General features: G+C 37.6%; 21 protein-coding genes, 3 tRNA genes and 2 pseudogenes. 9 read left to right on the top strand and 17 right to left on the bottom strand.

What is annotated here, in order from left to right:
- Positions 1 to 94 precede the first annotated feature (94 nt).
- Together H4J67_RS12440 and H4J67_RS12435 are read right to left on the bottom strand one after the other, a co-directional pair.
- The gene (locus H4J67_RS12440; protein WP_182173365.1) at positions 95 to 802 is read right to left on the bottom strand and encodes a Crp/Fnr family transcriptional regulator; all 708 of its coding nucleotides are present in this window, start codon (positions 800 to 802) and stop codon (positions 95 to 97) included.
- A gap of 423 nt (positions 803 to 1,225) precedes the next feature.
- Entirely contained in the window at positions 1,226 to 1,990 is a 765-nt protein-coding gene (locus H4J67_RS12435) for a Crp/Fnr family transcriptional regulator (RefSeq protein WP_182173368.1), read from the bottom strand.
- Positions 1,991 to 2,527: 537 nt separating this feature from the next.
- Here H4J67_RS12435 and H4J67_RS12430 point away from each other — a divergent pair.
- On the top strand, positions 2,528 to 2,977 hold the full coding sequence (locus H4J67_RS12430) for a universal stress protein (protein WP_182173371.1): 450 nt from the start codon (positions 2,528 to 2,530) through the stop codon (positions 2,975 to 2,977).
- A 391-nt stretch (positions 2,978 to 3,368) separates the two neighbouring features.
- A complete protein-coding gene (gene acnA, locus H4J67_RS12425; protein WP_182203903.1) occupies positions 3,369 to 6,107 on the top strand; it encodes an aconitate hydratase AcnA in 2,739 nt (912 codons plus the stop codon).
- A 230-nt stretch (positions 6,108 to 6,337) separates the two neighbouring features.
- Here acnA and H4J67_RS12420 read toward each other — a convergent pair whose 3' ends face one another.
- From H4J67_RS12420 to H4J67_RS12405, 4 genes and pseudogenes are all read right to left on the bottom strand, one after another.
- Positions 6,338 to 6,490 carry a hypothetical protein gene (locus H4J67_RS12420; RefSeq protein WP_310650643.1) on the bottom strand — a complete coding sequence of 51 codons (153 nt, stop codon included), beginning with the start codon at positions 6,488 to 6,490 and terminating at the stop codon, positions 6,338 to 6,340.
- Positions 6,491 to 6,628: 138 nt separating this feature from the next.
- Positions 6,629 to 7,612: a protease modulator HflC gene (gene hflC, locus H4J67_RS12415; protein WP_182173377.1), complete on the bottom strand. Its 984-nt coding sequence runs from the start codon at positions 7,610 to 7,612 to the stop codon at positions 6,629 to 6,631.
- A pseudogene (hflK, locus tag H4J67_RS12410) lies at positions 7,609 to 8,727 on the bottom strand (FtsH protease activity modulator HflK). Before hflK ends, hflC begins: the two are co-directional and overlap by 4 nt.
- A gap of 483 nt (positions 8,728 to 9,210) precedes the next feature.
- The gene (locus tag H4J67_RS12405) at positions 9,211 to 9,720 is read right to left on the bottom strand and encodes a DUF1269 domain-containing protein (RefSeq protein WP_182203901.1); all 510 of its coding nucleotides are present in this window, start codon (positions 9,718 to 9,720) and stop codon (positions 9,211 to 9,213) included.
- Positions 9,721 to 10,304: 584 nt separating this feature from the next.
- Between H4J67_RS12405 and H4J67_RS12400 the strand changes: the two genes are divergently transcribed.
- The 4 genes and pseudogenes from H4J67_RS12400 to H4J67_RS21245 all read left to right on the top strand — a co-directional run.
- The gene (locus tag H4J67_RS12400) at positions 10,305 to 10,760 is read left to right on the top strand and encodes a cytochrome C (RefSeq protein WP_182173383.1); all 456 of its coding nucleotides are present in this window, start codon (positions 10,305 to 10,307) and stop codon (positions 10,758 to 10,760) included.
- Between the two features lie 17 nt (positions 10,761 to 10,777).
- Positions 10,778 to 11,134 carry an MBL fold metallo-hydrolase gene (locus H4J67_RS20350; RefSeq protein ID WP_220471647.1) on the top strand — a complete coding sequence of 119 codons (357 nt, stop codon included), beginning with the start codon at positions 10,778 to 10,780 and terminating at the stop codon, positions 11,132 to 11,134.
- 531 nt (positions 11,135 to 11,665) lie between these two features.
- A complete protein-coding gene (locus H4J67_RS20345; protein ID WP_404842794.1) occupies positions 11,666 to 11,989 on the top strand; it encodes a hypothetical protein in 324 nt (107 codons plus the stop codon).
- A gap of 12 nt (positions 11,990 to 12,001) precedes the next feature.
- A pseudogene (locus tag H4J67_RS21245) lies at positions 12,002 to 12,091 on the top strand (MBL fold metallo-hydrolase RNA specificity domain-containing protein); the annotation flags it as partial.
- A gap of 190 nt (positions 12,092 to 12,281) precedes the next feature.
- Here the strand turns inward: H4J67_RS21245 and H4J67_RS12390 are convergent.
- The 10 genes from H4J67_RS12390 to rlmKL all read right to left on the bottom strand — a co-directional run bounded on the left by H4J67_RS12390 (position 12,282) and on the right by rlmKL (position 22,163).
- Complete coding sequence (locus H4J67_RS12390; RefSeq protein WP_182203899.1) at positions 12,282 to 12,521, bottom strand: CDGSH iron-sulfur domain-containing protein; 240 nt, start codon at positions 12,519 to 12,521, stop codon at positions 12,282 to 12,284.
- 359 nt (positions 12,522 to 12,880) lie between these two features.
- The gene (locus tag H4J67_RS12385) at positions 12,881 to 13,732 is read right to left on the bottom strand and encodes a LytTR family DNA-binding domain-containing protein (RefSeq protein WP_182173389.1); all 852 of its coding nucleotides are present in this window, start codon (positions 13,730 to 13,732) and stop codon (positions 12,881 to 12,883) included.
- Positions 13,729 to 14,802, bottom strand: a complete 1,074-nt coding sequence (locus H4J67_RS12380) for a histidine kinase (RefSeq protein ID WP_310650644.1) — start codon at positions 14,800 to 14,802, stop codon at positions 13,729 to 13,731. The genes H4J67_RS12385 and H4J67_RS12380 overlap by 4 nt, the downstream gene beginning before the upstream one ends.
- Before the next feature lie 120 nt (positions 14,803 to 14,922).
- The gene (locus tag H4J67_RS12375) at positions 14,923 to 15,273 is read right to left on the bottom strand and encodes an HIT domain-containing protein (protein WP_182173395.1); all 351 of its coding nucleotides are present in this window, start codon (positions 15,271 to 15,273) and stop codon (positions 14,923 to 14,925) included.
- A 102-nt stretch (positions 15,274 to 15,375) separates the two neighbouring features.
- A complete protein-coding gene (locus H4J67_RS20695; RefSeq protein ID WP_259368592.1) occupies positions 15,376 to 15,564 on the bottom strand; it encodes a nitroreductase family protein in 189 nt (62 codons plus the stop codon).
- 224 nt (positions 15,565 to 15,788) lie between these two features.
- Entirely contained in the window at positions 15,789 to 15,944 is a 156-nt protein-coding gene (locus tag H4J67_RS20690) for a nitroreductase family protein (RefSeq protein ID WP_259368591.1), read from the bottom strand.
- A 106-nt stretch (positions 15,945 to 16,050) separates the two neighbouring features.
- Positions 16,051 to 17,847 carry a DUF3466 family protein gene (locus H4J67_RS12365; protein WP_182173398.1) on the bottom strand — a complete coding sequence of 599 codons (1,797 nt, stop codon included), beginning with the start codon at positions 17,845 to 17,847 and terminating at the stop codon, positions 16,051 to 16,053.
- 24 nt (positions 17,848 to 17,871) lie between these two features.
- Positions 17,872 to 19,779: an ABC transporter ATP-binding protein gene (locus H4J67_RS12360; RefSeq protein WP_182173401.1), complete on the bottom strand. Its 1,908-nt coding sequence runs from the start codon at positions 19,777 to 19,779 to the stop codon at positions 17,872 to 17,874.
- 3 nt (positions 19,780 to 19,782) lie between these two features.
- Entirely contained in the window at positions 19,783 to 20,028 is a 246-nt protein-coding gene (locus H4J67_RS12355) for a glutaredoxin family protein (protein ID WP_182173404.1), read from the bottom strand.
- Positions 20,028 to 22,163, bottom strand: coding sequence for a bifunctional 23S rRNA (guanine(2069)-N(7))-methyltransferase RlmK/23S rRNA (guanine(2445)-N(2))-methyltransferase RlmL (gene rlmKL / locus H4J67_RS12350; protein ID WP_182173407.1), 2,136 nt, complete (start codon positions 22,161 to 22,163; stop codon positions 20,028 to 20,030). Before rlmKL ends, H4J67_RS12355 begins: the two co-directional genes overlap by 1 nt.
- A 363-nt stretch (positions 22,164 to 22,526) precedes the next feature.
- On the opposite strand from rlmKL, the gene H4J67_RS12345 reads away from it, so the two are divergent.
- The 3 genes from H4J67_RS12345 (at position 22,527) to H4J67_RS12335 (ending at position 23,066) form a co-directional block, all read left to right on the top strand.
- Positions 22,527 to 22,603 (top strand) — tRNA-Met (locus H4J67_RS12345).
- A 150-nt stretch (positions 22,604 to 22,753) separates the two neighbouring features.
- Positions 22,754 to 22,830 (top strand) — tRNA-Met (locus H4J67_RS12340).
- Between the two features lie 159 nt (positions 22,831 to 22,989).
- Positions 22,990 to 23,066: transfer RNA gene (locus tag H4J67_RS12335), tRNA-Met, on the top strand.
- Between the two features lie 360 nt (positions 23,067 to 23,426).
- Here the strand turns inward: H4J67_RS12335 and H4J67_RS12330 are convergent.
- Positions 23,427 to 24,491: a metal-dependent hydrolase gene (locus H4J67_RS12330; RefSeq protein WP_182173410.1), complete on the bottom strand. Its 1,065-nt coding sequence runs from the start codon at positions 24,489 to 24,491 to the stop codon at positions 23,427 to 23,429.
- Between the last annotated feature and the right edge of the window lie 236 nt (positions 24,492 to 24,727).

Below are 24,727 nucleotides of genomic sequence, written 5' to 3'. Positions count from 1 at the left end.
ATTAACAGACTAAAAATAGTGTAAAATACTGTTTGAGGTTATAAAAAAAGTCTTTATTAACGATTATTTAAAACAAACGAATAGCTAAAGTGGTCTAGTTTAACCTATGGGTATAATTACCTTTCATCAGCTGATAACACTCACAAGCTTCCCGCTCTAAGCCCTTACGATTAAGTATCTGAATGGTACCTCGTGTATAGCTAATTAACTTTTTATCTTTTAATAAGCAAGCGGCTACTGTTATACCGCTTCTTCGAACGCCAAGCATATCAGCAAGAAATTGATGTGTTAGATTTAAATGAGTAGAATGTGCCCTATCATCAGTCATGAGTAACCAACGAGCAAGACGAGATGCTATGGGATGAAATCGCATGCAGACTAATGATTGAGAACCTTGCACAAACAAAATATAAAGGTAATCATTCAATCTTTTTAACAGTAATGGAAAGTTTTTCAGTTGATACTGAAATTGCTTAACAGATAAGCGCAGCGCCGTTCCAGACCCCTGAACAACAGCTCTATCAGGAGCCGATTGTACCCCTGAAATATTGGAAATACCCAACATACCTTCATTACCAATAATACACAATTCAAGCGGTGGGTGTCTCGTACCTGTAGTGACCAGTGAAATATACCCTGTTAAAGGATAAAATATGTACTCAATGCCTTGCCCACGCTCATGCAATATATCACCGGAGGTTAAATGAACCTGCTCGCATTGCGCTAGAATAGTTTTTCTGAGTTTATTTGGTAGCCCATCTAACAACTCATTGGTGACTTCTTGCTTTTCTTTTGATCGCATATGTTTGCTCTCTGATACAGAAAAATAATATTGCCTTAAATAATTAAAATTTAATTTATAGCAGCAATAGTCAAGTGTAAGCGTTATAAAATAGAGGATCTGTGCGCTGGCAAACATTACTTACTTATATGACTTTATAACTTACATATTTAAAATGATTAGTTCACTAAGCAATAGCGGTGTCTATAATGTCGCGAGATGTCGCGAGATGTCGCGAGGTTTTCTTCAATGCCAGCGCTAAAGTCTTAACGTTTTGATGCGGATATTGCAGGAAAATTTTTGATAAAAGTCAATGGCGTGACAGCCTTATTTAGCGCAATAGCTATTATTGTACTGAACATTACAAATTAATTAAAAAACATTAATAATCATATGCTTATGAAGATAAAAGACAGTCTTACTCACTAGGATAAATACCGTTAATTAAAGATTAATAACGTTTTTTGAGTGATAATAAACTTTTTCGTTTTCATGAGGGAGCAATCGGTCGGTTTCTTTTTTTACAACCGCGTAGCATTCACAACTTAAGCTTTCAAGTTTCTGCCTATTTAACACGGTAATATGACCGCGATGATAATCAATGACACCCAACTTCTGCAGTTTTCCCGCAGCTTCTGTCACCCCTTCTCGGCGAACCCCTAACATATTACCAATAAGTTCCTGAGTCATCACTAGGGTATTATCGGGTAAACGGTCAAGCGACAGTAAAAGAAAACGGCATAATTGCTGATCAATCGTATGGTGGCGATTACATACTGCAGTCTGTGACATTTGAGTAATAAGGGATTGGGTATAACGAAGCATTACACCTAACAATTTTCCATGACGATGGAACTCTTGGGTTAAGCGTTTTCCTTTAAGCCGATAAGCATAACCTGCACTTTGAACCACAGCTCGGCTGGACGTACTTTCTCCGCCCATAAACAACGCAATACCAACAACGCCTTCGTTACCTACCACAGAAATTTCTGCCGAAGCGCCACTCTCCATTACGTATAATAAAGAAACAATAGAGTCAACGGGAAAGTATACATTAGCGAGCTTATCACCAGCTTCGTACATCACCTCGCCTAACTCTAGCTTTACTAATTCAACAAAAGGAAAGAGTCGTTCTTTTACTTCATCAGGCAAAACAGCTAATAAGTGATTTTGTAAGGGGGAAATTTGAATGTCGATTATTTTTTGCATCGTGTGCGTCCCTTCTTAAGAATTAAATCAAGCTACTAAATAATATTATATCTTAACAAAAAAAATTTCGCTGTTCGGTTCGATACCGTACACAACACTCTTTTTAGATGATCATTTTTATTTTAGGTAATAAAAGTATATATCGCACTAATCAACATTTAGACCACCCGAAGTAGAAGCGCTTACATTCAGATAACAACATAGCAAACAACAATAACATTTAAAGACAAAAACTTAAACTTTCCACTACGGTAAAGTCTAACGAAGAAATAGCCTGCTGTTCTAGTGGCTTTCGCATGAAAAATAGTACGATAATTATTAGGTTATGTGTGACAGCGTACAGATATATCTTTACGTAAAGTACAAGGTAGTGTTTAGAGCTTAGCGTTATAAAATTTTATTCATTAGTGGAATGGACAAGACCATAAAAGTTTTACTTCAGTAAAAGAAGTAGCACCCTTTAAAACAGGTAAAACAACAAGTTAATGCTTTGCCAGCCACCAATAAGACCCTTATGATTTAATAGAGGAAAACGTTATGTATAAACATATTTTATTTGCCACAGAACTTCATGATTCAAAAAACTATATTGAAGATAAAGTCGCTCAATTACAACAGTTCACCGATGCTAAACTCAGTATTATTCATGTGGTAGAGCCGATACCTAATTATGGTGGAGCACTTGGTGTTGTTCCGAGTCCAGACCCAGTTGGCAGTTTTGGTAATACAGAAAAACTAAAAGAACAAGCCAAAGAAATACTTCAACCATTAGCTAAAAGGCTGAATATCACCGAACAACACTTGTGTATATCGGTCGGATATATTAGCGAAGAAATATTAGCTTTCGCAGAGCACGAAAATGTCGATTTAATTATAACAGGTAGCCATGGCGTACATGGTTTACGTTTATTATTAGGCTCTACCGCAAATGCCATTTTACACGGCGCAAAATGTGATGTATTGGCAGTGCGTTATAAAGAGCAATAAGCATTGATTTAAGCAATAAATATATTGCTTTGAATATTATGATGGTAACGAACCTGCTGTGATCGAGCCAATCAATTAAGTCGGCAATTAATATAATGTCGTTAATTATCTATCGGTTGCAGCAAGACTTACCTTTCCATAACAGGTGTTCATCGAGGGTCGTATCACTAATTTATCCTGTCTTATTAAATCGACCTATCATGATAAATTATTTGACTCGAGTCTCATTTGTAATAAACACCCTACTGATTGTTATATAACTATACATGTTACCAGCCCTTTATTTTGGCTGCCACATTATGTTTTCGTCCATGTATGCTAGGGTATATTAACTACGTTTATCATTATGCGTATACCAATCAGATTAATACTTTTAATGGAGATAACGACAATGGCCAACTCTATACAACGTTTAAAGCAACTTGAAATTAATGGTGAAATTTGCCACTACCACAGTTTTGATGGTTTAGCGGATAAGTATGACCTTTCACGTTTGCCTTTTGCCGCTAAAATCCTTTTAGAAAACTTATTACGACATGCAGATAGTGATTTTGTCCAACAAGGGGATATTGAAACCTTAGCCAATTGGGATGTAGACAACTGGCAGGATACTGAAATTGCCTTTGTACCTGCTCGCGTAATTTTGCAAGACTTTACTGGGGTACCCGCCGTAGTTGATTTAGCGGCTATGCGAGATGCGATAGTAAAAATGGGTGGAAAAGCCGAAAAAATAAACCCATTAAATCCAGTCGAATTGGTCATCGACCATTCAGTTATGGTCGATGTGTTTGGTCAAGCTGATGCGATGGAAAAAAACACCGCAATTGAGTTTCAGCGTAATCGTGAACGCTATCAGTTTTTACGCTGGGGTCAGCAAAGTTTTGATAATTTTAAAGTGGTACCACCGGGCCGTGGTATTGTACATCAGGTAAATCTCGAATATTTAGCCCGCGTAGTATTCAAAAAGCCCGACGAGAATAATTTACTTTACCCAGATACCTTGGTTGGTACCGATTCACATACCACCATGATTAATGGCTTAGGTGTGTTAGGTTGGGGAGTCGGCGGTATCGAAGCTGAAGCGGCGATGTTGGGACAACCGGTGACCATGTTAATACCTGAAATTGTTGGTTTTGAATTAACGGGAAAATTACCTGCAGGAACTACAGCGACTGACTTAGTCTTAACGGTAACCGAACAATTACGTGCTGCAGGTGTAGTAGGTAAGTTTGTCGAGTTCTTTGGTACTGGGGTGAATGAACTGACCTTGGCTGACCGAGCAACCATAGCCAATATGGCGCCAGAATATGGGGCAACGTGTGGAATTTTCCCCATCGATCATCAAACTACCGATTATCTGCAATTAACCGGGCGTGACAGTGACCACATTGAACGCGTAGAGTCCTATTTAAAAACGATGGATATGTGGGGAACGCAGTCTCAACAGCATGCTGTTTATCATAGCCGATTATCATTAAAACTAGATGAAGTAGTGCCTTCTATTGCTGGTCCTAAACGTCCTCAAGACAGAATTTCACTGGACCGTGCCGGTCTGGCGTATCGTGACTGGTTAGCTTTACAACACGGTATAAAACAAGCAGTCTCGAGCGATAGTGAAAGTGGCTTTGAAAGTGAAGGCGGACAACCTTCAGTGCTATTACCTGCTAGTAATGAAGATTCAGGCGTTCCCTGTCAGTATGCTGATGAAGACTTTGTATTAAAACACGGATCCGTCGTTATAGCGGCAATTACCAGTTGCACTAACACCTCAAATCCATCGGTATTAATTGCCGCTGGACTATTAGCCAGAAATGCCCGGCTGCGAGGATTAACGGTTAAACCTTGGGTAAAAACCAGTTTTGCACCTGGTTCACAAGTGGTCACTGATTATCTGCTTAAATCTGGCTTAAATGAAGATTTAGATGCCCTTGGTTTTCAGTTAGTCGGATACGGTTGTACTACCTGTATTGGTAACTCCGGCCCTTTACCTACCGAAATTAGCGACGCTATTCATCAAGGTGATTTATCTGTTACCTCTGTTTTATCGGGTAATCGTAACTTTGAAGGTCGTATTCACCCAGAAGTCCAAGCTAATTATTTAGCCTCTCCTCCTTTGGTCGTTGCTTATGCTTTAGCGGGTAATATGAAGATAGATATTACCACGGGCTCACTAGGTGATGACCCTACAGGTAAACCGGTTTATTTACATGACATCTGGCCAGATAGTCAGGAAATTAAACAAGTTATCGAAAAAGTTATCGACAGTTCAATGTTTATTTCCCGATATGAAGATGTGTATAGCGGTAATAAAGACTGGCAAGCGCTGGATATAGTACAAAGCCAAAAATATGATTGGCCAGCTTCTACCTACGTTAAATTGCCACCATTTTTTAATAATATTAGCGCAAAAATACCAACTATTAACCCAATTAAAAATGCTCGATGTTTATTAAAACTGGGTGATAGTGTCACTACTGACCATATATCTCCTGCCGGTTCGATTGCGCTAGATAGCCCCGCGGCTGAGTATTTACAAAGTGAAGGCGTCTCACCCAAAGACTTTAATTCTTATGGCTCTAGACGCGGTAATCATGAAGTGATGATGCGCGGTACTTTTGCCAATGTTCGTTTACGTAATTTATTAGCACCCGGCACTGAGGGCTGTTGGACGACACTGATGCCATCAGGTGAAAAAATGAGTGTTTTTGATGCGGCGATGCAATATCAACAACAAAACATTGCTTCAATTGTCTTAGCTGGAAAAGAGTATGGTACGGGCAGTTCTCGTGATTGGGCCGCCAAAGGGCCAGCTTTATTGGGCGTTAAAGCGGTTATTGCACAGAGTTACGAACGTATTCATCGCTCTAATTTAGTCGGCATGGGGATATTACCATTGCAATTTATGCCAGATGATAATGCCGAGTCACTAAAGCTAACAGGTGAAGAGCAATTCAGTATTCCTGCCGTGAGTATTGGGCAGAAAACGGTGACAATATCCGTTCAAACTGAAGAGGGTAATGAACATTCCTTTGAAGTAAAAATTCGTATTGATACACCCAACGAATTCAAATACTACCAACATGGTGGCATATTACATTATGTACTACGAAATTTAGCATCGACAGACTAATTTTGTTACCCTTCTTAATTAATTTTGAAGGGTAAATTTTTTAGAATAATGCATAAACAGGTCATATTGTTGACCTGTTTATTATTCATTGTTGTAGAGGTTAATATTCAACTGTAGATTTTAAATGTAAATGCCTGAATCCTAGTCAATATTAACGATACTAATGGCCTATTCCTTAACAGGAATACCTTCGAGTAGCTTGATGATAACGGGGTTTTTGTTTATATAGGCTAAATTAATGAGGTGTTTTTTTCAAGATCTTGCATGGATTGATTTGCTAGTAAGTTTTTTATTAATAACGCTTCGCCATTTCCTATTGCAGTTTTCAAAGCAGAGAAGTTCACGGTAGCGTGTTTATTTTGATTGGTATGATGAGATCCCATGATAACACTCCGTTAATTATTCGTTATGATAGTCACCGCTACTCCTAGCATCTAACGATGCAAATTAGGAGTACCAGTAAAGCAGTTTTTTATATAGACTTATTTGTATTGATGCTATTTAACATATCAATGTATCGTTTACTTTTCGATGATATTTTTTGGTGGGGTGGCATTGTGTAAATATTTAAATAAGTCACTGTTAGTCGACAGTACTAATGTCGTATCTTCGCCAATAGCAAGTTCATAGGCTTGCAAGGTTCGTGTAAAAGCATAAAATTCAATAGATTCTTGACTTTGGCTGTGTGCTGTAGAATAAATTCCAGCGGCTTTAGCATCGGCTTTACCGCGAATTTCTACAACTTGACGATAAGCTTCTGATTGAATTTTATTTAAATCGCGTTCGCGGTTGCCTAATATCCTAGCTGCTTCACCTTTTCCTTCAGATAGAAACCTTTCGGCAATTTGGCGACGTTCACTGATCATGCGCTCATAAATTTTTGGTCGTACACTTTCATTATAATTAATGCGCTTAAAACGAATATCTAATAGTTCGATACCAAACACCTTAACCTTTTCTGCCGCGGCGTTAAATATGTCTTGTTCGACAAGTTTCCTACCTTTATGGATCGGCACTAAACTGCCCATATCTAATGCTTTTTCTGCATCAGTTAACAATGGGTCACGCAGAGGTTGACGGCCTTTAGTGGTCCGAATAATTTCAATTAGTTTATGTGTTGCTACCGCGTTTCGTGTCTCACTACCAAAAATATCATCTAATCTCGACTGCGCACTACGTTCATCCCCCAGACGTAAAAAATACGGCAATGGGTCGGTTATCTGCCAACGCGCATATAAGCTAACAGAAATATATAACTTGTCCTTTGTCGGCATATCTGAAGGTGTACCTTCCCATTCCAATACACGTTTATCAATCGAATTAACCTGTTGTATATAAGGTAATTTAAACTTAATACCTGCATCAACAACCGGCTCACCAACGGGACGACCAAATTGGGTAATAATGACTTGTTCAACTTCATTTACGGTGTAAAAGGCGCCATAAAGTAAGGTAATAATAACGAATAGCAAAATACTCGTGAATAAGCTTAAATAACGTTTCATGGTTTTCTCCCTTCAATAGATGTTAAATCAAGCAAAGGTAAAACATCTATTGTGCCACTATCAATGATAATTTTGTTGCTTATGGTTGGCATTACTTTTTGCATGGTCTCCACGTAAATGCGCCTGCGCGTTACCTCTGGCGCCAACTTAAATTGGTCATATAGTGCATTAAAACGTAATACATCACCTTCTGCTTCATTAATTCGTTTTATTCTATAGCCATCTGCTTCGCGAATACGTTGATCTCGCTCGCCTTCTGCCAATGGGATAATACGATTGTAATCTCGGCGCGCTTCATTAATCAGCTTTTCCTTTTCTTGTTGAGCCTGATTTACCTCATTAAACGAGGCTTGAACGGGCTTCGGCGGATTAATATTCTTTAATTGAACTTGGTCAATACTGATGCCCATTACATATTTAGTTGCCAAAGCCTGCATTTTTTTAAGTGCTTCAACTTCAATTTCTTGACGGCCAATAGTGATCACTTCGTCAACGGTTCTATCACCTACCACTTCACGCATTACTGATTCAGAAACATAGCGTAACGTACCTGCTGGATCACGTACTTCAAATAAGTAATTTTTGGGATCAGCAATTCGATACTGAATGACCCATTCCACCAGTGCTGTATTCAAATCTCCCGTCACCATTTGCGTTTCTCCCACTTGATTACTTGCTATGGCTAAGTCACGCTCACGAGCACTACGGCCTATATTCTTTAAAGAATCATTGAACGAGTTGTTTATGGAGATATTTTGGTCAGGGTCTTTAGCACCAGGCGTTGAAAAGCCAGACTCTTGCTTCAACTGCCGCTTTGTTGGCACTATGTTCACTTGCTCTATACCTAAAGGTAATTTGAAATGTAAACCCGCAGGGAAAATAGCTTCAAACTTACCAAATCACAGTACAACAGCTACAGAATCGCTAGGAACTGTGTATACCGCGGTATAAATACCACCAGTGAGCAATATAACTGCAAGGATAATCCATCCAGGTTTTTTGCCACTACTCGTTGGCAGTAATGCTTGATACTTTTGAAAAAATTTACAGACTACTTTGCTTAGATCAGGTAGCTCTGATTTGGGCTTTTTAGCGTTGTTATTATCTGGCGTCATAGGCTCCTCTATTTATTAACTAACTTTCGAAAAATAGGTTTTAACTTTATAATTAATAACTGCCCATCCTATCAAACTGTATTATATAACTTTAATTAAATAATCGTATTATATTATTTGTTTTTGGATAGACACACTTTGTAATTTCCGACTCAGGCTCATCAGATAATTCTACGATAAATAATATTAGTTTTCTGTTCGATACCACACGTAGTCGTCATAAATTATTTCAGTCAATACAGCCTGTGATAGATAGAACATCATCACAAATAATGAATTTTGATTGAAGTTGAGTGTTGAAATAACGTTTTCACAGGCTAGATTTATTAGATAACTTTCCATTGAATCTGAGGAAATTCAAATGGTGATTTTTTATTTTTTATTTTTTATTTTTTATAAGTGCTTACGTTAACCCTTGATGTGGCCAGTAGTAGATAATTACTGACGCACTTGTGCAGGTAATGTCTCTATTTAAAAGGAGGGCTAAAGCGGTGATACAGTAATTTCTGTTTGACGAATCTCAACCAGCGGACAAACACTGGCTACTTTATTGTGATATACCTCAATCTGGTGATCAGCTGGAACATCCAACATCATCAGCACTTCGCCATTACTAATTGCAGTTTCGCATGCAACCTTCTCCTGATCACTTAAACCAGCGCCTACCATACCTGAGACCCAAGCACCAAAACTCGCACCTGCGACGGTAAAGCCTAAAATAGCTGCACCACCAAGGGCTAAACCCGTAGCCGGAAGGGTTATAACCGCCAGGCCTGCCAATAATCCAGTTGTCCCACCAGCTATAACACCCCGTTTGATCGCTGGGTACAAGTCGGAATCATCCAATGCATCCGCTTTGGGGAGATCGCTTAAATCGATTTTATCGTTTGCTATTAGATGCATTTGACTATCGCTAATGCCATCAGCGCGAAACAGGTTTACCAATTCACATGTAACCTTAACATCGGGGGCTAGAAAATAAATACGTTTCATTTGTTGCTCCTGTGTGCATCTACACTGGCTAAAAAACTATAATGTTAACAGGCAATGAGCTGCAGTATTTTATTAAAATAATTGCATATTTTAATCATTAAAATAAGATGGGAAAATTTTAATAATTCCCCTATCGATAAAGTGCATGTATATCCATAATTCATCATAAATTGATATCAACAAAGTGTCTGTGCGTTGCCACACATTGTTTAATGAAGTGATCTAAAGTCATAAATTGCATTGCTTAAGCTATGATAAAAAACGCCAAAATTTGGCTATCTACTCATCAATGAGATCATAACTAACAACAAGCTGATTGATCTGTATCAACCTTGATACAGATAAACTAGCGCTCTTTATCAACGGTAACTAGACTAAAAATCAATCGATTAGTAGAAGCTACTACCTCTACCTTTGCTAAAGTATCTTGTTAATTTATTCTACTATTTAATGAAATACCCCTGATATGATTAGAAATTTTTTAAATTATCAATGGGCAAGAACCGATTCTCTATTTTTTCATATAGCGCAGAGTGTTAACTAGCTGGCTATTAATTCAACCTAAAAATGATTAAGGAATAATAATGAATTACTTTCTATTGAGTTTACTTGTCGTTATGTCATTAACGCTGTTCAGTTGTGGTAAAGGAATTGACTCGCCAAGAGGATTTAGTCTGCCTACAGGGAATATTAAAGCAGGTAAAATAGCTTTCTTAAAATATCAATGTTTAGCCTGCCACACACTTGATGGTGTTAAGGATGATAGTATTGCAAATCAGCAAACCCTTTCAGTTTCTCTGGGTGGTAACAAAACTAAAATTGTCATTTATGCTGAATTGGTTACCTCTATTATTAATCCATCCCATAAATTTTCAAATTTACATTCACCACAGTTTAGAACACCTCAAGGTGAATCAAAGATGAAAGTCTTTAATGATGTAATGACTGTGACTGAACTCATTGATTTAGTATCCTTTTTACAACCTAACTATTTATTAAAACCTTATCAACAAACCAGATATCAATATTATCCACATTAAAAGGTATGGGAGTTAACATGAACATTAAATTTTTTGGAACCACTAGAGAAGTCACTGGCTCTTGCTATTTGGTACAGGGTAATAACAAAAACATACTGATTGAATGTGGTATGTTTCAAGGTTCTCATCACCATGAAAAACACAACCATCACCCCTTCCATTTTGATGTTAGTGAGTTAGATGCCGTGGTGATCACTCATGCACACCTTGACCACTCGGGTCGATTACCCATATTAATCAAGGAGGGGTTTCACGGTTCTATTTATACCCATAATACCACGGCAGATTTATGTAAAATTATGTTAATCGACTCCGGCCACATACACGAAAAAGAAGCGAGCTGGGAAAATAAAAACGTCAGTGTAAAGGGTTAACATTAATAGAACCTCTTTATACGAAGGCAGAAGCAAAAACAGCATGTCAGTACTTCAAAGGGCTTACCTATGATGATGAATTAGAAATATGTGATGGTGTCAAACTAACCCTTAGAGATGCCGGCCATATTATTGGCTCAGCCATTCTTGAATTAACACTTGTCAAAGGTGGAGTGAGTAAAAAATCGTCTTTAGTGGTGATTTAGGCCATAAAGACGCGGCTATTTTACGCAATCCCTTTATCGTTAAACATGCTGACCTTGTTATCATGGAAAGTACCTATGGCGATAGAACACACCTAAACTGGCAAGAAAGGGGTAAAATAATAGCTCAAGCAAAAAGCAGCAAAGGCAATATTCTTATACCTGTTTTTACAGTGGGACGAACCCAGGAGCTTATTTATGAATTTCAGCATCACTTCAAGGCGTGACAACTGGCAGACTGGCAAATTTTGCTCTACAGTCCTACGGGGATAAAAGCGACTAAGGTTTACGCCAAACACCGTGAGTTTATGATAAAAAAGCTGTTGGTATTCATCATGATGAAGGAATATTTAATTTACCGAACCTGCACATGTCAGAAACAACTCAGTCTTCAATGAAAATCAATAAAATGTCCTCTGGAGCTATTATAGCGGGTAGCGGTATGTGTACGGGTGGTAGAATTAAACACCATTTTAAACATAACATCTGGTGTCAAAATGCGCATGTGATTATTGGCGGCTTTCAAGCAAGAGGAACATTAGGCCAAGCTCTTATTGAGGGTTGTCAGCACGTTAATTTATGGGGAGAAAAAGTACACGTTGAAGCAAATATACACAACCTTAGCGGTTTTTCAGCTCATGCTGATCAATAAGGATTACTTGAGTGGTATCAAGGGTTTGAAAATAAACCACCCGTAGTGCTAGTTCATGGAGAAAAAGAAGCGATGGATATACTAGAGAAAAAATTACCATAATTGCATCAGGCTAATGTAACCCAAGCAGGTTATAGGCAAAATATTATAATCTAACGGGTGTGTCAAATGATATGGCCATTGACCAAGACGTTATTATAACGAAGAGAATGGTTTCTCGACGTTACTGATAAAACTAGGGTCAAACAAAACAGCGTTTGTCTTAACCTAGTCGCAGATAAAAAATTTTAGCTTAAGATTTTTTATGACTACCATCACACATCGGCTGAGATGCTGTTTGTTTACAGCCACAAAAAAATACTTTTTTTGACTCTGTTGCGGTATATCTTACTGGCGAAAATTCTGAGCCTTTATGAGAGCCATCACAAAAGGGTTGTTTTTGGCTTTCCCCACAAGAACACCAAGAATATTTTTTACCTTCTTCAACGTCGACTGCAAAAGGTGTGTCAGATGCTCGTACTGCTGTAGACATAGTAAATCTCCATTAATTGATATATATATAGCGCCCGATAAAGAGGCAAGTAACTGATATTTAAAGTAAGCGATAAAGCAATAAAAGCCAACTGTTATTTACCCCAGTTGAACTTTAATTATCTGTTGAGTAAAAATCTATGAGGAAACTGCATTAAAGTCCAAGGTCAATAAAGGGATTCTAAAATTTTATCCTCTGACATTTGAAGAATAACTATGCCAAGTGAAATAACAATAATAAAGTTAACAAAAAAGACTAAAGCCATTAAAAACATGGCTACTTAAGGAATAGCGTTCAATGAAAAGGTGGATTGAAACAAAACCTGCGCTGCTTAATAAGAGAGGCGTCAAGTAAATAATTCAATCGGAAAGACTAATTTTGACGCTTTGGATACCAACAGCTTGTTTAACTTTTTCTTTGTAACTTCGACTCACTTTTAATTCTTTGCCATTACTCATCACTAAGTAATATTCGCCGTTAAGTTGGCTACAAAACTTATCAACATAATTTTTATTGACTATGGTTGAGCGATGAATGCGTACAAATTGCTTTGGGTCTAATATTTCTTCAAGCTGTTTCATTGTTTTACGTAATATATGTGTAGCGCTATGGGTATGAACACACATATAGTCTCCCGCAGCGTCAATCCATAAAATGTCTTTAACTGGGACTCTACTCACTTCTCCTGCATCTTTTATAGCTAAGATATCAGAGTAAGAAGATAAACTTACCGGTTGATTATTTGCGAGCTCAGCTAAAATTTTGTCACAATCATTACCGGTAACATCACAGACTAGCTGAATAAGTTTAGATTTATGAGCAGCATTTTCTGAGCTGATCAGGCTCTGCCTAACCTTGTCCATAGAGTCAGCTAAGCGAGTTTCATCAGCAGGCTTTAACAGGTAGTCTTGTGCGTGAACTTCAAAGGCTTGTAAGGCATATTGATCAAAGGCGGTGACAAAAATAACAATGGGTAGCTTTAATCCTCTTTCAATAATAGCTTGCACGACTTCAAAACCATTGAGGCCTGGCATTTGAATATCAAGAAACATTAAATCAGGTTCATAGGCTCGCACGGCTTCAAGTGCTTCACGACCATTATGGCATTGTGCAATAATATCAACGTCTTTATGTTCCGCTAATCTTACGGCAAGGCCTTTCCTTGCTAAAGGTTCATCATCAACTATGATTGTTGACAGAAGCTTTGTCATGTATTTATCTCTAGTTCATAGGGCATTCTAATGCTCACTTTAACACCTTTTGGCGTATTATTGGCAACAACTAAAGAAAAATCACTACCGTACAATGCAGCTAATCTTTCTCGGCTGTTTGCGAGGCCAACACCATTTTCACGATAAATATTACCATTTTTAATTTCAGCACCTGGACCATCATCGGCAAGTTCTAATAATAAGTCATTGGCAAAGCGGGTCACCGTAACTTTAATGGTACCGCCACTCTCTTGAGAAGCAATAGCATACTTAATAGAATTTTCAGCAATAGGTTGTAATATCATACTGGGTACTAAGGCATCTTTACAATCATCCGCTGCGGTAAACTCTACACATAATCGGTCTTCGAATCTAACTTTTTCTATATCTAGGTAAAGTTTTAATGCATGCAACTCACTATTTAAGGTGACTTTTTTCATCGGATCTTTATCAAGAGAATAGCGAAGAAACTCACTTAATTTAGTCACCATACCATTGGCTATTTTATTTTCATTAACCAAAACAAGGGTAGAGATTGCATTAAGAGTATTAAACAAAAAATGAGGATTGAGCTGATAACGCAGCATTTTAAGCTGAGCCTGGTGAGCGACGCTGTTAGCCTCTAGAACATTTTGTTTTTCTTTTTGCAGCATTTGATAATATTTTGTACCAAAGTATAAACCACTCCAGCTCAAAATAATAAAAAATGAATAAACACTGTTAGTGGTGTAGTACAGCCAAAAATCAGGGCGATAACCGTGCTTGTATATTTCCCAATGATTAATGTTTTTAACAACTTGCCAAAGTACGCCAACCAAATAAGAGGCGACTATGACCACAACGGCTATTTTTGCAGGACTAAAATTCCAGACTCTACGATATAGGTAGCGCAAAGGCACAGTGAACAGCCAACCTGCATAAGCATTGAGAAAAATTATCACGACAAAAATATCACGAGGATCATGTAATAATGATCCTAAATAATGCACTAAAGCAAATCCAAACCAACTTGTGCTATGCACTAACCAAAAAAGTCGGTTCTTATTTTCTAATAATTCTTTCCAATTCACGCAGTATAACCAATAAAAAATCTTATAATAATTATGAAGTAGCTTTGCCATTCTCGCATTACCATTGACCGTAGCATTTCAGCGACTCAACTCATTTGTATTCAATATAAATACAAAGCTTTAAAGCGCGATCATTTTACCTAAACGTTGCCCACCGACTAGGTGCATGTGAATGTGATAAACCTCTTGGCCGCCATGCTCATTACAGTTAATAATAAGGCGGTAGCCATTTTCAGCAATGCCCTCTTCTTTAGCTATTTTTTTAGCGACAGTGATCATACGTCCTAGAGTGAGTTCGTCATCGTCAGTGACATCATTGATCGTCGGAATTAATTTATTCGGAATAATAAGGACATGGGTACTCGCTTGTGGTGTTATGTCTCTAAATGCTGTCACGAGTTCATCTTGATAGAGTAAAGGTGTCAGTATTTCTTGTCTGATTATTTTTGAAAAGATAGTTTCTTCTGTCATGATATGCTCCGTTGTATATGTTAGTTTACTTCTTGTGTCCACTTATTATAGTGTATCGCGTTATCAACTGAACGTCTCGGCAGACACCCTGCACTTTCTAATTTAGGTTTTTTTAAAATGTGTGACATAACCGATGCATAAATAAGCAATAATTTCAATTTTTGCGGGAATATTCAAAGCATCTCTAAGCTTCTCATCTTCAATAATACTTACCCAGCCAACGCCTAAATTTTCTGCTCTTGCGGCAAGCCATAAGTTTTGTACAGCGCAAACTGCACTGTATAAATCCATTTCAGCTATGATCGGTTTCCTAAGACAACTGGGCCATTTCTTTCTCTATCACATGTGACACATATTCCTATCGGCGCTTCTAAAATCCCTTCAATTTTTAATTTTTGATAGCTTTGTTGTTTATTATCTGCAAACATTTTTTTAGAGACCGAATTTGCTTGCTCAAATCCATGCTTAATTTTTTGTTTTGTTTCTTTATCATTAATAACGATAAAGTCCCACGGTTACATAAAACCAACACTGGGGGCATGATGCGCAGCGGTTAATACCCGCTTTAAAACATCTTCTGGGATTGATTTGTTAATAAAATCGCTTCTAACATCTCGACGTGAAAAGATAGTTTTATAAACGGCGTCTCTTTCTTGTTCAGAAATATGCATTTGAATAATTTTTGCTTGAGGAAAATGAAATAAATAACAATGTTGCATAAAAAAGGTCTAGGTTAATAATTAACCTAGACCTAATCATATATTTAAAAACTCATCGTTAGCTTTTTTTCAACACTCGTCGAGTAAAGCCAAAGGTTAATAGAGCGAATAAACTGATAAAGCCTAAACCAGCGCCTTCTCTTTCTATTTTTTCCTCAACCGCTGAACAGTCATCTATCTCACCCGCTAACGGTCTCAATGTGACAGCACGAACAACATCTTCGACAAGCTGCTCGCCAGTATCTAAATCAAACATCAATTCACCTTTTGCGTCACGGCGAGGTGCTTTAACAAGTGCTGAAGCAGATATTTCATTTTTATCGTTAATGTCACGCGCTTCGATAATTGTGTACTGAGAGTCACAAGTTAAAAAGTCATTAAGATCGGTAAAAGTCTTACTGGCAATCTCATACATAAAAGCATGTCTACGACGAGGAGATTGCTGATCGTTATGTGTTTCAACTTCACCCTCACCAACAATAATACCATTTTCGTTAATAGCACGTGCAGTACTTGATGAGCCCTTGAAAAAGTCATCAGGCATTATCATTTGCATACCACTATCAAAATCATTGGTATCTACATGAAAGAATTTTGTACGCGTATTACCATTAACCACAGTTTTAGTGTGGCCGATAGCAATACCAGCATTATTAATACCGTAAGTACGAGAATCAAAAAACTTACTATGATCATCGGTGAAGTCTTTTACTTGGCCATTTTTATAAACTACCGCATATAAATTTCGACGTTCATTTCTGCTTGGTTCGGTTTCGTTCTCATCCACCCAACCATGAGCAAAACCAACAGCAACGCCATCATTATTAATAGCCTGTGCGTAGTTAAGAAATTCTCTTGTATCATCAACATTTGGCGTAACTAAGTGTCCTAAAGTCTCGGTCTTTGTTGCCCCTTCCAAATTTAGCGTCCACTTTATTGCTTCAGTGCTATACATACTCGACACAGCATTTTGAATACAAATTTCGAACGGAGCATTTGCTAAAATAGCAGGGTCTGCACAGCCACCCGTTTCATCAAAAATAAAATCAAGCGCTTCTTGATCGATACTCGTACTGGCATAACCGACAGCAAATAAAGATTCACTCATGTCTAAAATAGCAGAATCACCGCCTAAGCGAAGATTTTCAGCAACATCGTCACCTTCAGTCGGTGGCTTTAACTCAATAATGGTATTGCCAGCATCAGGAGAATAAAAGGCTCTTGAGGTAAAATCACGAACCCAATAGACAACTGGGTTATTATCAGTGCCCGTAAATGGCAATGCAGTATATGGAGCTGAGCCGTTACCATAAATCCAGCCATCATTAGTAATACCGTTTACATAATCAACCGTTGAACGCGTCAATGTTGTGGTATCTGGAAAATATTGGTCAAATACAGCAAAGCTTTCAGTATCACCCGCTTTACCTGTTAAGTTACGCATAGCCAAGATATTACCAATTTTTTGATAAAACCTAGCTGAGCTACTGCTGTTTTGACTAGTCAAATACAGGACAGCCCAAGCTAAATCGTTAGCGGTTGGATTGCCTAACCTTAAGTCGTTTTCGTTTTCAATATCGACTAAGCCATCAACATCTTCATATTGTAAATTGGCAAATCTAACAATACTATCAAAATCATTAGTATCAAAGTACTGAAATTGAACGGGAAAATTATAAATATCTGAGCCAGAAATAGCCATTTGATTTTGGTTGTTTTCTTGCTGAGCATAACTATATTTAACTATATCAATGCCACCTTTATCGATAACTTCATATTTAGCTGCCTGTGCCATTGATAAACTTAACGCACTGCTAATTCCTAAAACTAATACAGATTTTACAAATTTGTTCATATACTACTTAACTCTCATTTCTTGTTATAATTCATCTAGCTCTTGCCATCTTGCGAAAGCGATTTCGAGTTTTGACTCACTTTCTTCAAGCTGGTTCAATATATTTTTTGTTTTATCGCTATCTTGAGCAAAAAAGTTAGCGTCGTTGACTTGTTCTTGCAATAAATTTATTAATGCTTCAAGTTCATCAACCTGCCCAGGTAGCGCTTCTAATTCACGATTATCTTTGAACGATAATTTTTTTTTAGTCGGTACATTAACTGCGGTTTTACTCTCATTCACTGAATTAACGGGGGCTTTTATACCTTCAGCTAACTGCTTACGCTGTTCAGCTTTGTATGCTAAATAACTATCAACATCATCATAACCACCAACAATATTTGTTATTTCACCACTGCCATCAAAGTAAAGACAACTATTTACACAATTATTAACAAAATCGCGATCATGGCTTACTAAAATAACGGTTCCTGCATAATTTGCAACGACTTCTTCTAATAATTCTAAAGTTTCTATATCTAGATCATTAGTTGGTTCATCGAGAATAAGTAAGTTGCTGGGTCTTAAAAATAGACGTGCTAATAACAAGCGATTTTTTTCACCACCTGAAAGCGCACGTACAGGAGTTCTGGCACGTTTGGGACTGAATAAGAAATCTTGCAAATATCCCAATACATGGCGTGTTACCCCATTAACAGTGACTTCTTGCTTGCCTTCGGCAACGGTGTCCTGAACGGTCATACTCAAGTCTAAAGCATCGCGATGTTGATCAAAATAAGCCACATCTAAATTAACACCAACACGCATCTTTCCTGAGCTGGGTTGTTGTTGTTCCATGATTAATTTGATTAACGTTGACTTACCCGTACCGTTGGCACCAATAAGCGCTAAACGGTCACCACGGGTTATAAGTAAATCTAAACCATTGAAAATGGTTTTATCACCAAACGCCATATGCAAGTTTTCACACTCAAAGACTAACTTACCTGAGCGATCACCGGTTGATATATTAATATCACCCTGTTTCTTAACTTCACGTCGTTCTTGGCGTTCGACTCGTAATTTTTCAAGTGAACGAACTCTGCCTTCGTTACGCGTTCTGCGAGCCTTAACCCCTTGTCTTATCCATACTTCTTCTTCAGCTAGACGCTTATCAAAAAGGGCATTTTGTGTGGACTCAACTTCTAAGTCGTGAGCTTTTTGTTCGATATAAAGATCATAGTTACCAGGGTAGCTAACGAGCTGACCACGGTCTAAGTCTAAAATACGGGTCGCTAAACCACGAATAAATGCTCTATCATGGCTAATGAATATAATAGTGCCTTTAAAGTCTTTTAAAAATTGCTCTAACCACAACACGCTACTAATGTCTAAATGGTTAGTAGGCTCATCAAGTAATAGCACATCAGGCTCGCTGACTAATGCTTTCGCTAATGCCAGTTTACGTAACCAACCACCAGAGAGATCGCAAATCATTTTGTCTGCTTCTAACGCTAGCGTGGTTAATACTTTATCGATACGTTGTTCATCTTGCCAAGCATTCGCTTGGTCAAGTTGTTGTTGAACGTTCGATAATTTATTAAGATTCTTCTCTGAAGGGTCTTCACCAATAATATGAATTATATGGTGATATTGCTTAATCAATTCTGCATTTTCAGCAACACCTTGAGCAACATAATCAAAAACGCTCATTTCAGATGACTCAGGCGGATCTTGCTCTAACATCGCTAACTTGATGTTACTCGACATCAAAATTTGACCATCGTCTAGGTTCTGTTTACCCATTAACACTTTCATTAATGAAGACTTACCTGCGCCATTCTTACCAACTAAACAGACACGTTCACCCGTTTTTATCGTTAAGTCTGTCTTATCTAAAATACTGTCTTCACCGAAGGCTAATTCGCCTTGAGCTATTCGGATTAATTCCATGGTTTATATCAACTCTACTACTTGTGATTGTTCGAAAGGCCAGAATAATAGTGTGTTATCACTCAAGCGCTCTAATACGGGAATATGAACACCGTATAAATTTACTAAATTATTTTCGCTGCTGGTGTCATCATCAATAATATCGACCACCTTAATTTGGTGATCGGGTATTATATCAACAATTAACTCTGCAGCTTGCTCACAAAGGTGGCAACCGGCACTACTATATAAGTGAAATAAAACACTCATTAAGCCGTAACTTTTTTACGGGTAATTAACCAACTGTTATGGATGTGCTTATTACGCTGAAAATCTTTATCGCGGGTTAACGCTGAAATTGACTTCACCTCAAAATTTAAAGCAGCAACAGCGTCAAAGTCCATTTTGAAGTTTCGTTTATTATTCGTGAAAATAAGCTCGCCGTTTTCAGCAACACATTTCATTGCGTCAGTAATTAACGCCACGTGATCACTTTGCACATCAAAACTGTCTTCCATACGCTTAGAATTTGAGAAAGTTGGCGGATCAACGAAAACAACATCATAAGTGCCCCTATGCTCTTTTAACCAAGTTAAACAATCAGCTTGTACAAATTGGTATTTATGACCTGACAATTTATTTAAGGCGAAGTTTTCTTGTGCCCAGTTCAAGTAAGTATTAGACATATCAACAGTAGTAATACTAGTTGCGCCATGCAGTGCGGCTTGCAATGAAACAGAACCGGTATACGCAAATAAATTAAGCAATGATTTGTTTTTAGCTTTCTGTGCAACAATTTGCCTGGTTTTGCGGTGATCTAAAAATAAGCCTGTATCTAGGTAGTCCCATAAATTAATTTTTAATTTTGCACCATGTTCGTTGATAATCATCGACTGTTTACTTTGATCAACACGTTGATATTGGTCACTGCCCTTTTGCTTGGCACGGGTTTTTAATATCACCTTATCGGTAGGAACACCGAGTACCTTAGGAGCAAAATAGATAACTTCTTGTAAACGTTTGGCTACTTTACTTTCTTCGATAATTTTAGGTGCTGAATACTCTTGAATAACCAAATACTCACCATAAACGTCTACCGCGACATTATATTCTGGAATATCGGCATCGTATAAACGATAACATTCAATATTTTCTTTTTTCAGCCAGCTTTTTAAATTTTTCTTATTTTTTAATAAGCGATTACCAAAATCCGAATCTTTATCTTCAAATTCTGCATCGTTATTTTGCCCTGAAGCTTGTTTTTCATCGACGTTATAAAGAGCAAGTTGACAATCTAATGGACCATTCTTAAATTTATAGCGTTTGTTACTGGCTAGCTTCATCATCGAAAGTAATTCAACATTCGCTGTTAAAATAGCAATACGCCAATCCACAAATTGTGCTTTTAGTTTTCGACCTAATAAAACAAAATTTTCAACAAGCTCTGGTAATTCACCAATACGCTCTCCGTAAGGAGGGTTGAGTAAAAAAGTACCATTGTGGCCAAAACCATTATTTAAATTATTTATATCTTTACATGAAAATTCAATAAACTTTTGAACACCGGCATTACGTGCATTAACTTGTGCGGTATTTATCACTCGGCTATCAATATCAATACCAAAAACTTTCGCTTTTAATTCTTCAAGGCCAAGATGTGATTTTTGTTTAGCTTGAGTTAATTGTGCTTGCCACGGGTATAATTGATGACCAAGCCAGCAATCAAATCCCCATTTTACTCTGTCGATACCCGGTGCGTAACCTGCGGCCATCATTATAGCTTCAATTAAAATCGTGCCAGAACCACACATAGGATCAACAAGCGGTTTAGTGGTATCATCTAACCAGCCTGAACGAGTAATAATAGCCGCTGCTAGATGCTCTTTTAATGGCGCAGCACCCGAGTGCTCGCGATAGCCACGCTTAAATAAACTACGACCAGAGAAATCAAGATAGATAACAACCTTTTCTCTTAACAAACGCGCTTGAAAACTGATGTCTGGCGAGCTTTTGTCAACAGAAGGTCTATCCATACCTTGGTCACGAAAATGATCAACTAGCGCATCTTTTATTGTAAGCGCACCAAACTGGGTATTTCTGATTTCATCACTTGACCCGACAAAGTCAATAGCAAAGGTATGGTTACTCGAAAATTGTTCAGACCAATTAACACTTTGCGCGGTTGCAAAAAGTTTATCTTTATTTTCAGCATCACCTTCAGCAAGTTTTAATAAAATTCGCGTTGATAAGCGACAATAGAGACAGATTTTATAGGCCTCTTCAATTGTTGCCATAAAATATACGCCTTCAGGCTTTTGCACGACTTGTGATGCTTTTAAATCTTTTAGCTCTTGAGCTAATAAAATTTCTATACCAGGAGATGTTAATGCTAAAAATTGCTGCATGAGTGTTTTCCAGACCGATTTATGCACCTAATTATAAACAAAGACGCTAACTACTTATATAGAGACGTGCATAAAACACCAATATTCACTGATATATATTTTAAAATATTTTTAATAACCGTATTAGCAGACTTTGAAGGTCATAAAACCACCGTTTAGGCTACAATTAGGGCAATTAACTACCTTTTTCTAATAGATGTAAAAATGTTAAAGAAACGCCTTGCAATGTGATGTAACTATCCTTAAGATACGCATCGATTTCAAGGGCTGATGCTTTTGAAATGGATTCGTTAATAACAAGAATTAAAACAGTTATGGCTTGTTTATGTGTAACCTTTAATGGAAATACTTAAACCATTCGGACGCGGGATGGAGCAGTCTGGTAGCTCGTCGGGCTCATAACCCGAAGGTCGTCAGTTCAAATCTGGCTCCCGCAACCAACTTAAGATATAAGTATAAAATCAGGTCGTCAGTTCACTTTAGAAAGATATGGGCTCCGATAACCAACTTTAACTCAAGTATAAAGAGTTAATTCTTAAGTTTGAATCAAAACAACTTGGCTTTCCTAAGAAGGTATTAGGACATTCGGACGCGGGATGGAGCAGTCTGGTAGCTCGTCGGGCTCATAACCCGAAGGTCGTCAGTTCAAATCTGGCTCCCGCAACCAACTTAACTCAAGTATAAAGAGTATTTGCATTGAAAGTCGTCAGTTCCCTTTCGAAAGATATGGGCTCACGCAACCAACTTACGCTTAAGTATAAAAAGCAAATTCTTAAGTTTGAATTAAAAAAATTGGCTTTCCTAAAAAGGTATTAGGACATTCGGACGCGGGATGGAGCAGCCTGGTAGCTCGTCGGGCTCATAACCCGAAGGTCGTCAGTTCAAATCTGGCTCCCGCAACCAACTTCAACTCAAGTATAAAGAGTGTTTTTACTGAAAGTCGTCTGTCCCTTTCAATTAGATATCGGCTCCGATAACCAACTTAAGATATAAATGTAAAATCTGGTCATCAGTTAATTCTACAAAAAACATTCCCCTGATACAAAATCAAAATTTCATTGTTAGATAAAACCCAGTCACTCTACGACTAAAACGTTTTCCAATAACATATTGATTTAATTAAAATTCAACCTTATTTTCTGTCTATCCTGTTAAACTTTAATAATATTATTCATTACTCACTTTAATTATAAATCACCACTAACAAGCCCAATATTAATATAAGTAAGGTGCGAGCCATACACATAAAGTGTACTCAGCTGATTAAGCTTTCTTAGAAGATAAATTTTTACTGTTAGCACAAACACCGTTTTCTCTACGAGGTGACAAAGAAACTGATGGATCCCAAATTCGCTGCCAAACACTACCAAGCATACTAAAATCAGGCCTCGCACTTACCTTCTCAGCATGACTCTTAACAATACCCATACTTGTTTGCTCACCAACAATAAAATTAAACACATAGCTGCATTCCGCACCCATGCGTAAATCAGATAAAACAATATACTGCTCTTCTTGTTTTACTGAATAAAAGCCTTTCGTGAACCATTGTAGTCGTTGTACATTCCATTCATCTTTAAGGTTAGTAAGTAGAGAGTCTGACGATTGATAAGCTTCCAAACTTACCTCCGATGCTGAGTCAAACACAGAGACATAGCCCTCATAATATTGACCATCAGACATAACCAATACCCGCCAAAGTAGCGTAGAAAAAGGCGCAGGTGTACTCAAATAATGATGTATTTTTATCTGTCGTTCGTTCAGCGCTGTGGTGACTTTATCGTCTATATAAAGCTTTACCACCAAAGACCAACAGATATAAAGTGTACTTATCGTTAATGCAAAAGTATTGATTTTTAAAGCACTTGCCGGTTTAACTCTGGGCAGAAAAATAACAATAAAGGCAAACAACAGCGGTAAGGTATAAATGGGGTCAATGATAAACAAATTAGAGACTGCAAAGGGATATTCCGTAATAGGCCACAACAATTGTGTACCGTAAACAGTGAAGCTGTCCAAAATCCCATGAGTAGATAAACACAAAAACACCAACAAAAACCAGTGTTTCTTATAAATGGCTGTAGCTTGATGGCATTTAGTTATTAACCAGGCAATTAAAGGGCTAATAAACAACTGTACTAATAACGAGTGGCTAAATCCTCGATGGTAAGTAAAAGCTTCGACATCACCGCTATATGGCAAGAATACATCTAAGTCAGGCAATGTTCCTAAAACGGCACCATAAATAGCCGCTTTAGGACCAACTTTATTACCTAATACCGCATAGCCTACCGCGCCGCCCAAGACAGCTTGTGTTAATGAATCCATAATGACCTTGCCGATTTATCAATTATTATTTTAATACGCCTTTATCTATAATTCTAGATCAATCGAGACAGCAAATTTCCTTTGGTTTTTCATACTGTTTCAATGGCTAATAAACTATATGCATTGAGTTTACTGACAATTTTAACAATAGGCTTGTTGTAGTTCAAAGAGCATTAACATGACATAAACTTTCTATGGCGTTTAACTCATATAATATAGTCATGACAGAGATAGAA

The organism is Colwellia sp. BRX10-4, assembly GCF_014077465.1.
In the GTDB taxonomy this organism is placed as follows: domain Bacteria; phylum Pseudomonadota; class Gammaproteobacteria; order Enterobacterales; family Alteromonadaceae; genus Colwellia_A.
Note: the sequence above shows the minus strand (reverse complement) of the source record. Positions and strands in the feature narration are given on the sequence as shown.

Coding starts and splice junctions, on each gene's coding strand:
- H4J67_RS12440 (WP_182173365.1), bottom strand. CDS start 802: ATGCGATCAAAAGAAAAGCAAGAAGTCACCAATGAGTTGTTAGATGGG.
- H4J67_RS12435 (WP_182173368.1), bottom strand. CDS start 1,990: ATGCAAAAAATAATCGACATTCAAATTTCCCCCTTACAAAATCACTTA.
- H4J67_RS12430 (WP_182173371.1), top strand. CDS start 2,528: ATGTATAAACATATTTTATTTGCCACAGAACTTCATGATTCAAAAAAC.
- acnA (WP_182203903.1), top strand. CDS start 3,369: ATGGCCAACTCTATACAACGTTTAAAGCAACTTGAAATTAATGGTGAA.
- H4J67_RS12420 (WP_310650643.1), bottom strand. CDS start 6,490: ATGGGATCTCATCATACCAATCAAAATAAACACGCTACCGTGAACTTC.
- hflC (WP_182173377.1), bottom strand. CDS start 7,612: ATGAAACGTTATTTAAGCTTATTCACGAGTATTTTGCTATTCGTTATT.
- H4J67_RS12405 (WP_182203901.1), bottom strand. CDS start 9,720: ATGAAACGTATTTATTTTCTAGCCCCCGATGTTAAGGTTACATGTGAA.
- H4J67_RS12400 (WP_182173383.1), top strand. CDS start 10,305: ATGAATTACTTTCTATTGAGTTTACTTGTCGTTATGTCATTAACGCTG.
- H4J67_RS20350 (WP_220471647.1), top strand. CDS start 10,778: ATGAACATTAAATTTTTTGGAACCACTAGAGAAGTCACTGGCTCTTGC.
- H4J67_RS12390 (WP_182203899.1), bottom strand. CDS start 12,521: ATGTCTACAGCAGTACGAGCATCTGACACACCTTTTGCAGTCGACGTT.
- H4J67_RS12385 (WP_182173389.1), bottom strand. CDS start 13,732: ATGACAAAGCTTCTGTCAACAATCATAGTTGATGATGAACCTTTAGCA.
- H4J67_RS12375 (WP_182173395.1), bottom strand. CDS start 15,273: ATGACAGAAGAAACTATCTTTTCAAAAATAATCAGACAAGAAATACTG.
- H4J67_RS20695 (WP_259368592.1), bottom strand. CDS start 15,564: ATGGATTTATACAGTGCAGTTTGCGCTGTACAAAACTTATGGCTTGCC.
- H4J67_RS20690 (WP_259368591.1), bottom strand. CDS start 15,944: ATGCATATTTCTGAACAAGAAAGAGACGCCGTTTATAAAACTATCTTT.
- H4J67_RS12365 (WP_182173398.1), bottom strand. CDS start 17,847: ATGAACAAATTTGTAAAATCTGTATTAGTTTTAGGAATTAGCAGTGCG.
- H4J67_RS12360 (WP_182173401.1), bottom strand. CDS start 19,779: ATGGAATTAATCCGAATAGCTCAAGGCGAATTAGCCTTCGGTGAAGAC.
- H4J67_RS12355 (WP_182173404.1), bottom strand. CDS start 20,028: ATGAGTGTTTTATTTCACTTATATAGTAGTGCCGGTTGCCACCTTTGT.
- rlmKL (WP_182173407.1), bottom strand. CDS start 22,163: ATGCAGCAATTTTTAGCATTAACATCTCCTGGTATAGAAATTTTATTA.
- H4J67_RS12330 (WP_182173410.1), bottom strand. CDS start 24,491: ATGGATTCATTAACACAAGCTGTCTTGGGCGGCGCGGTAGGCTATGCG.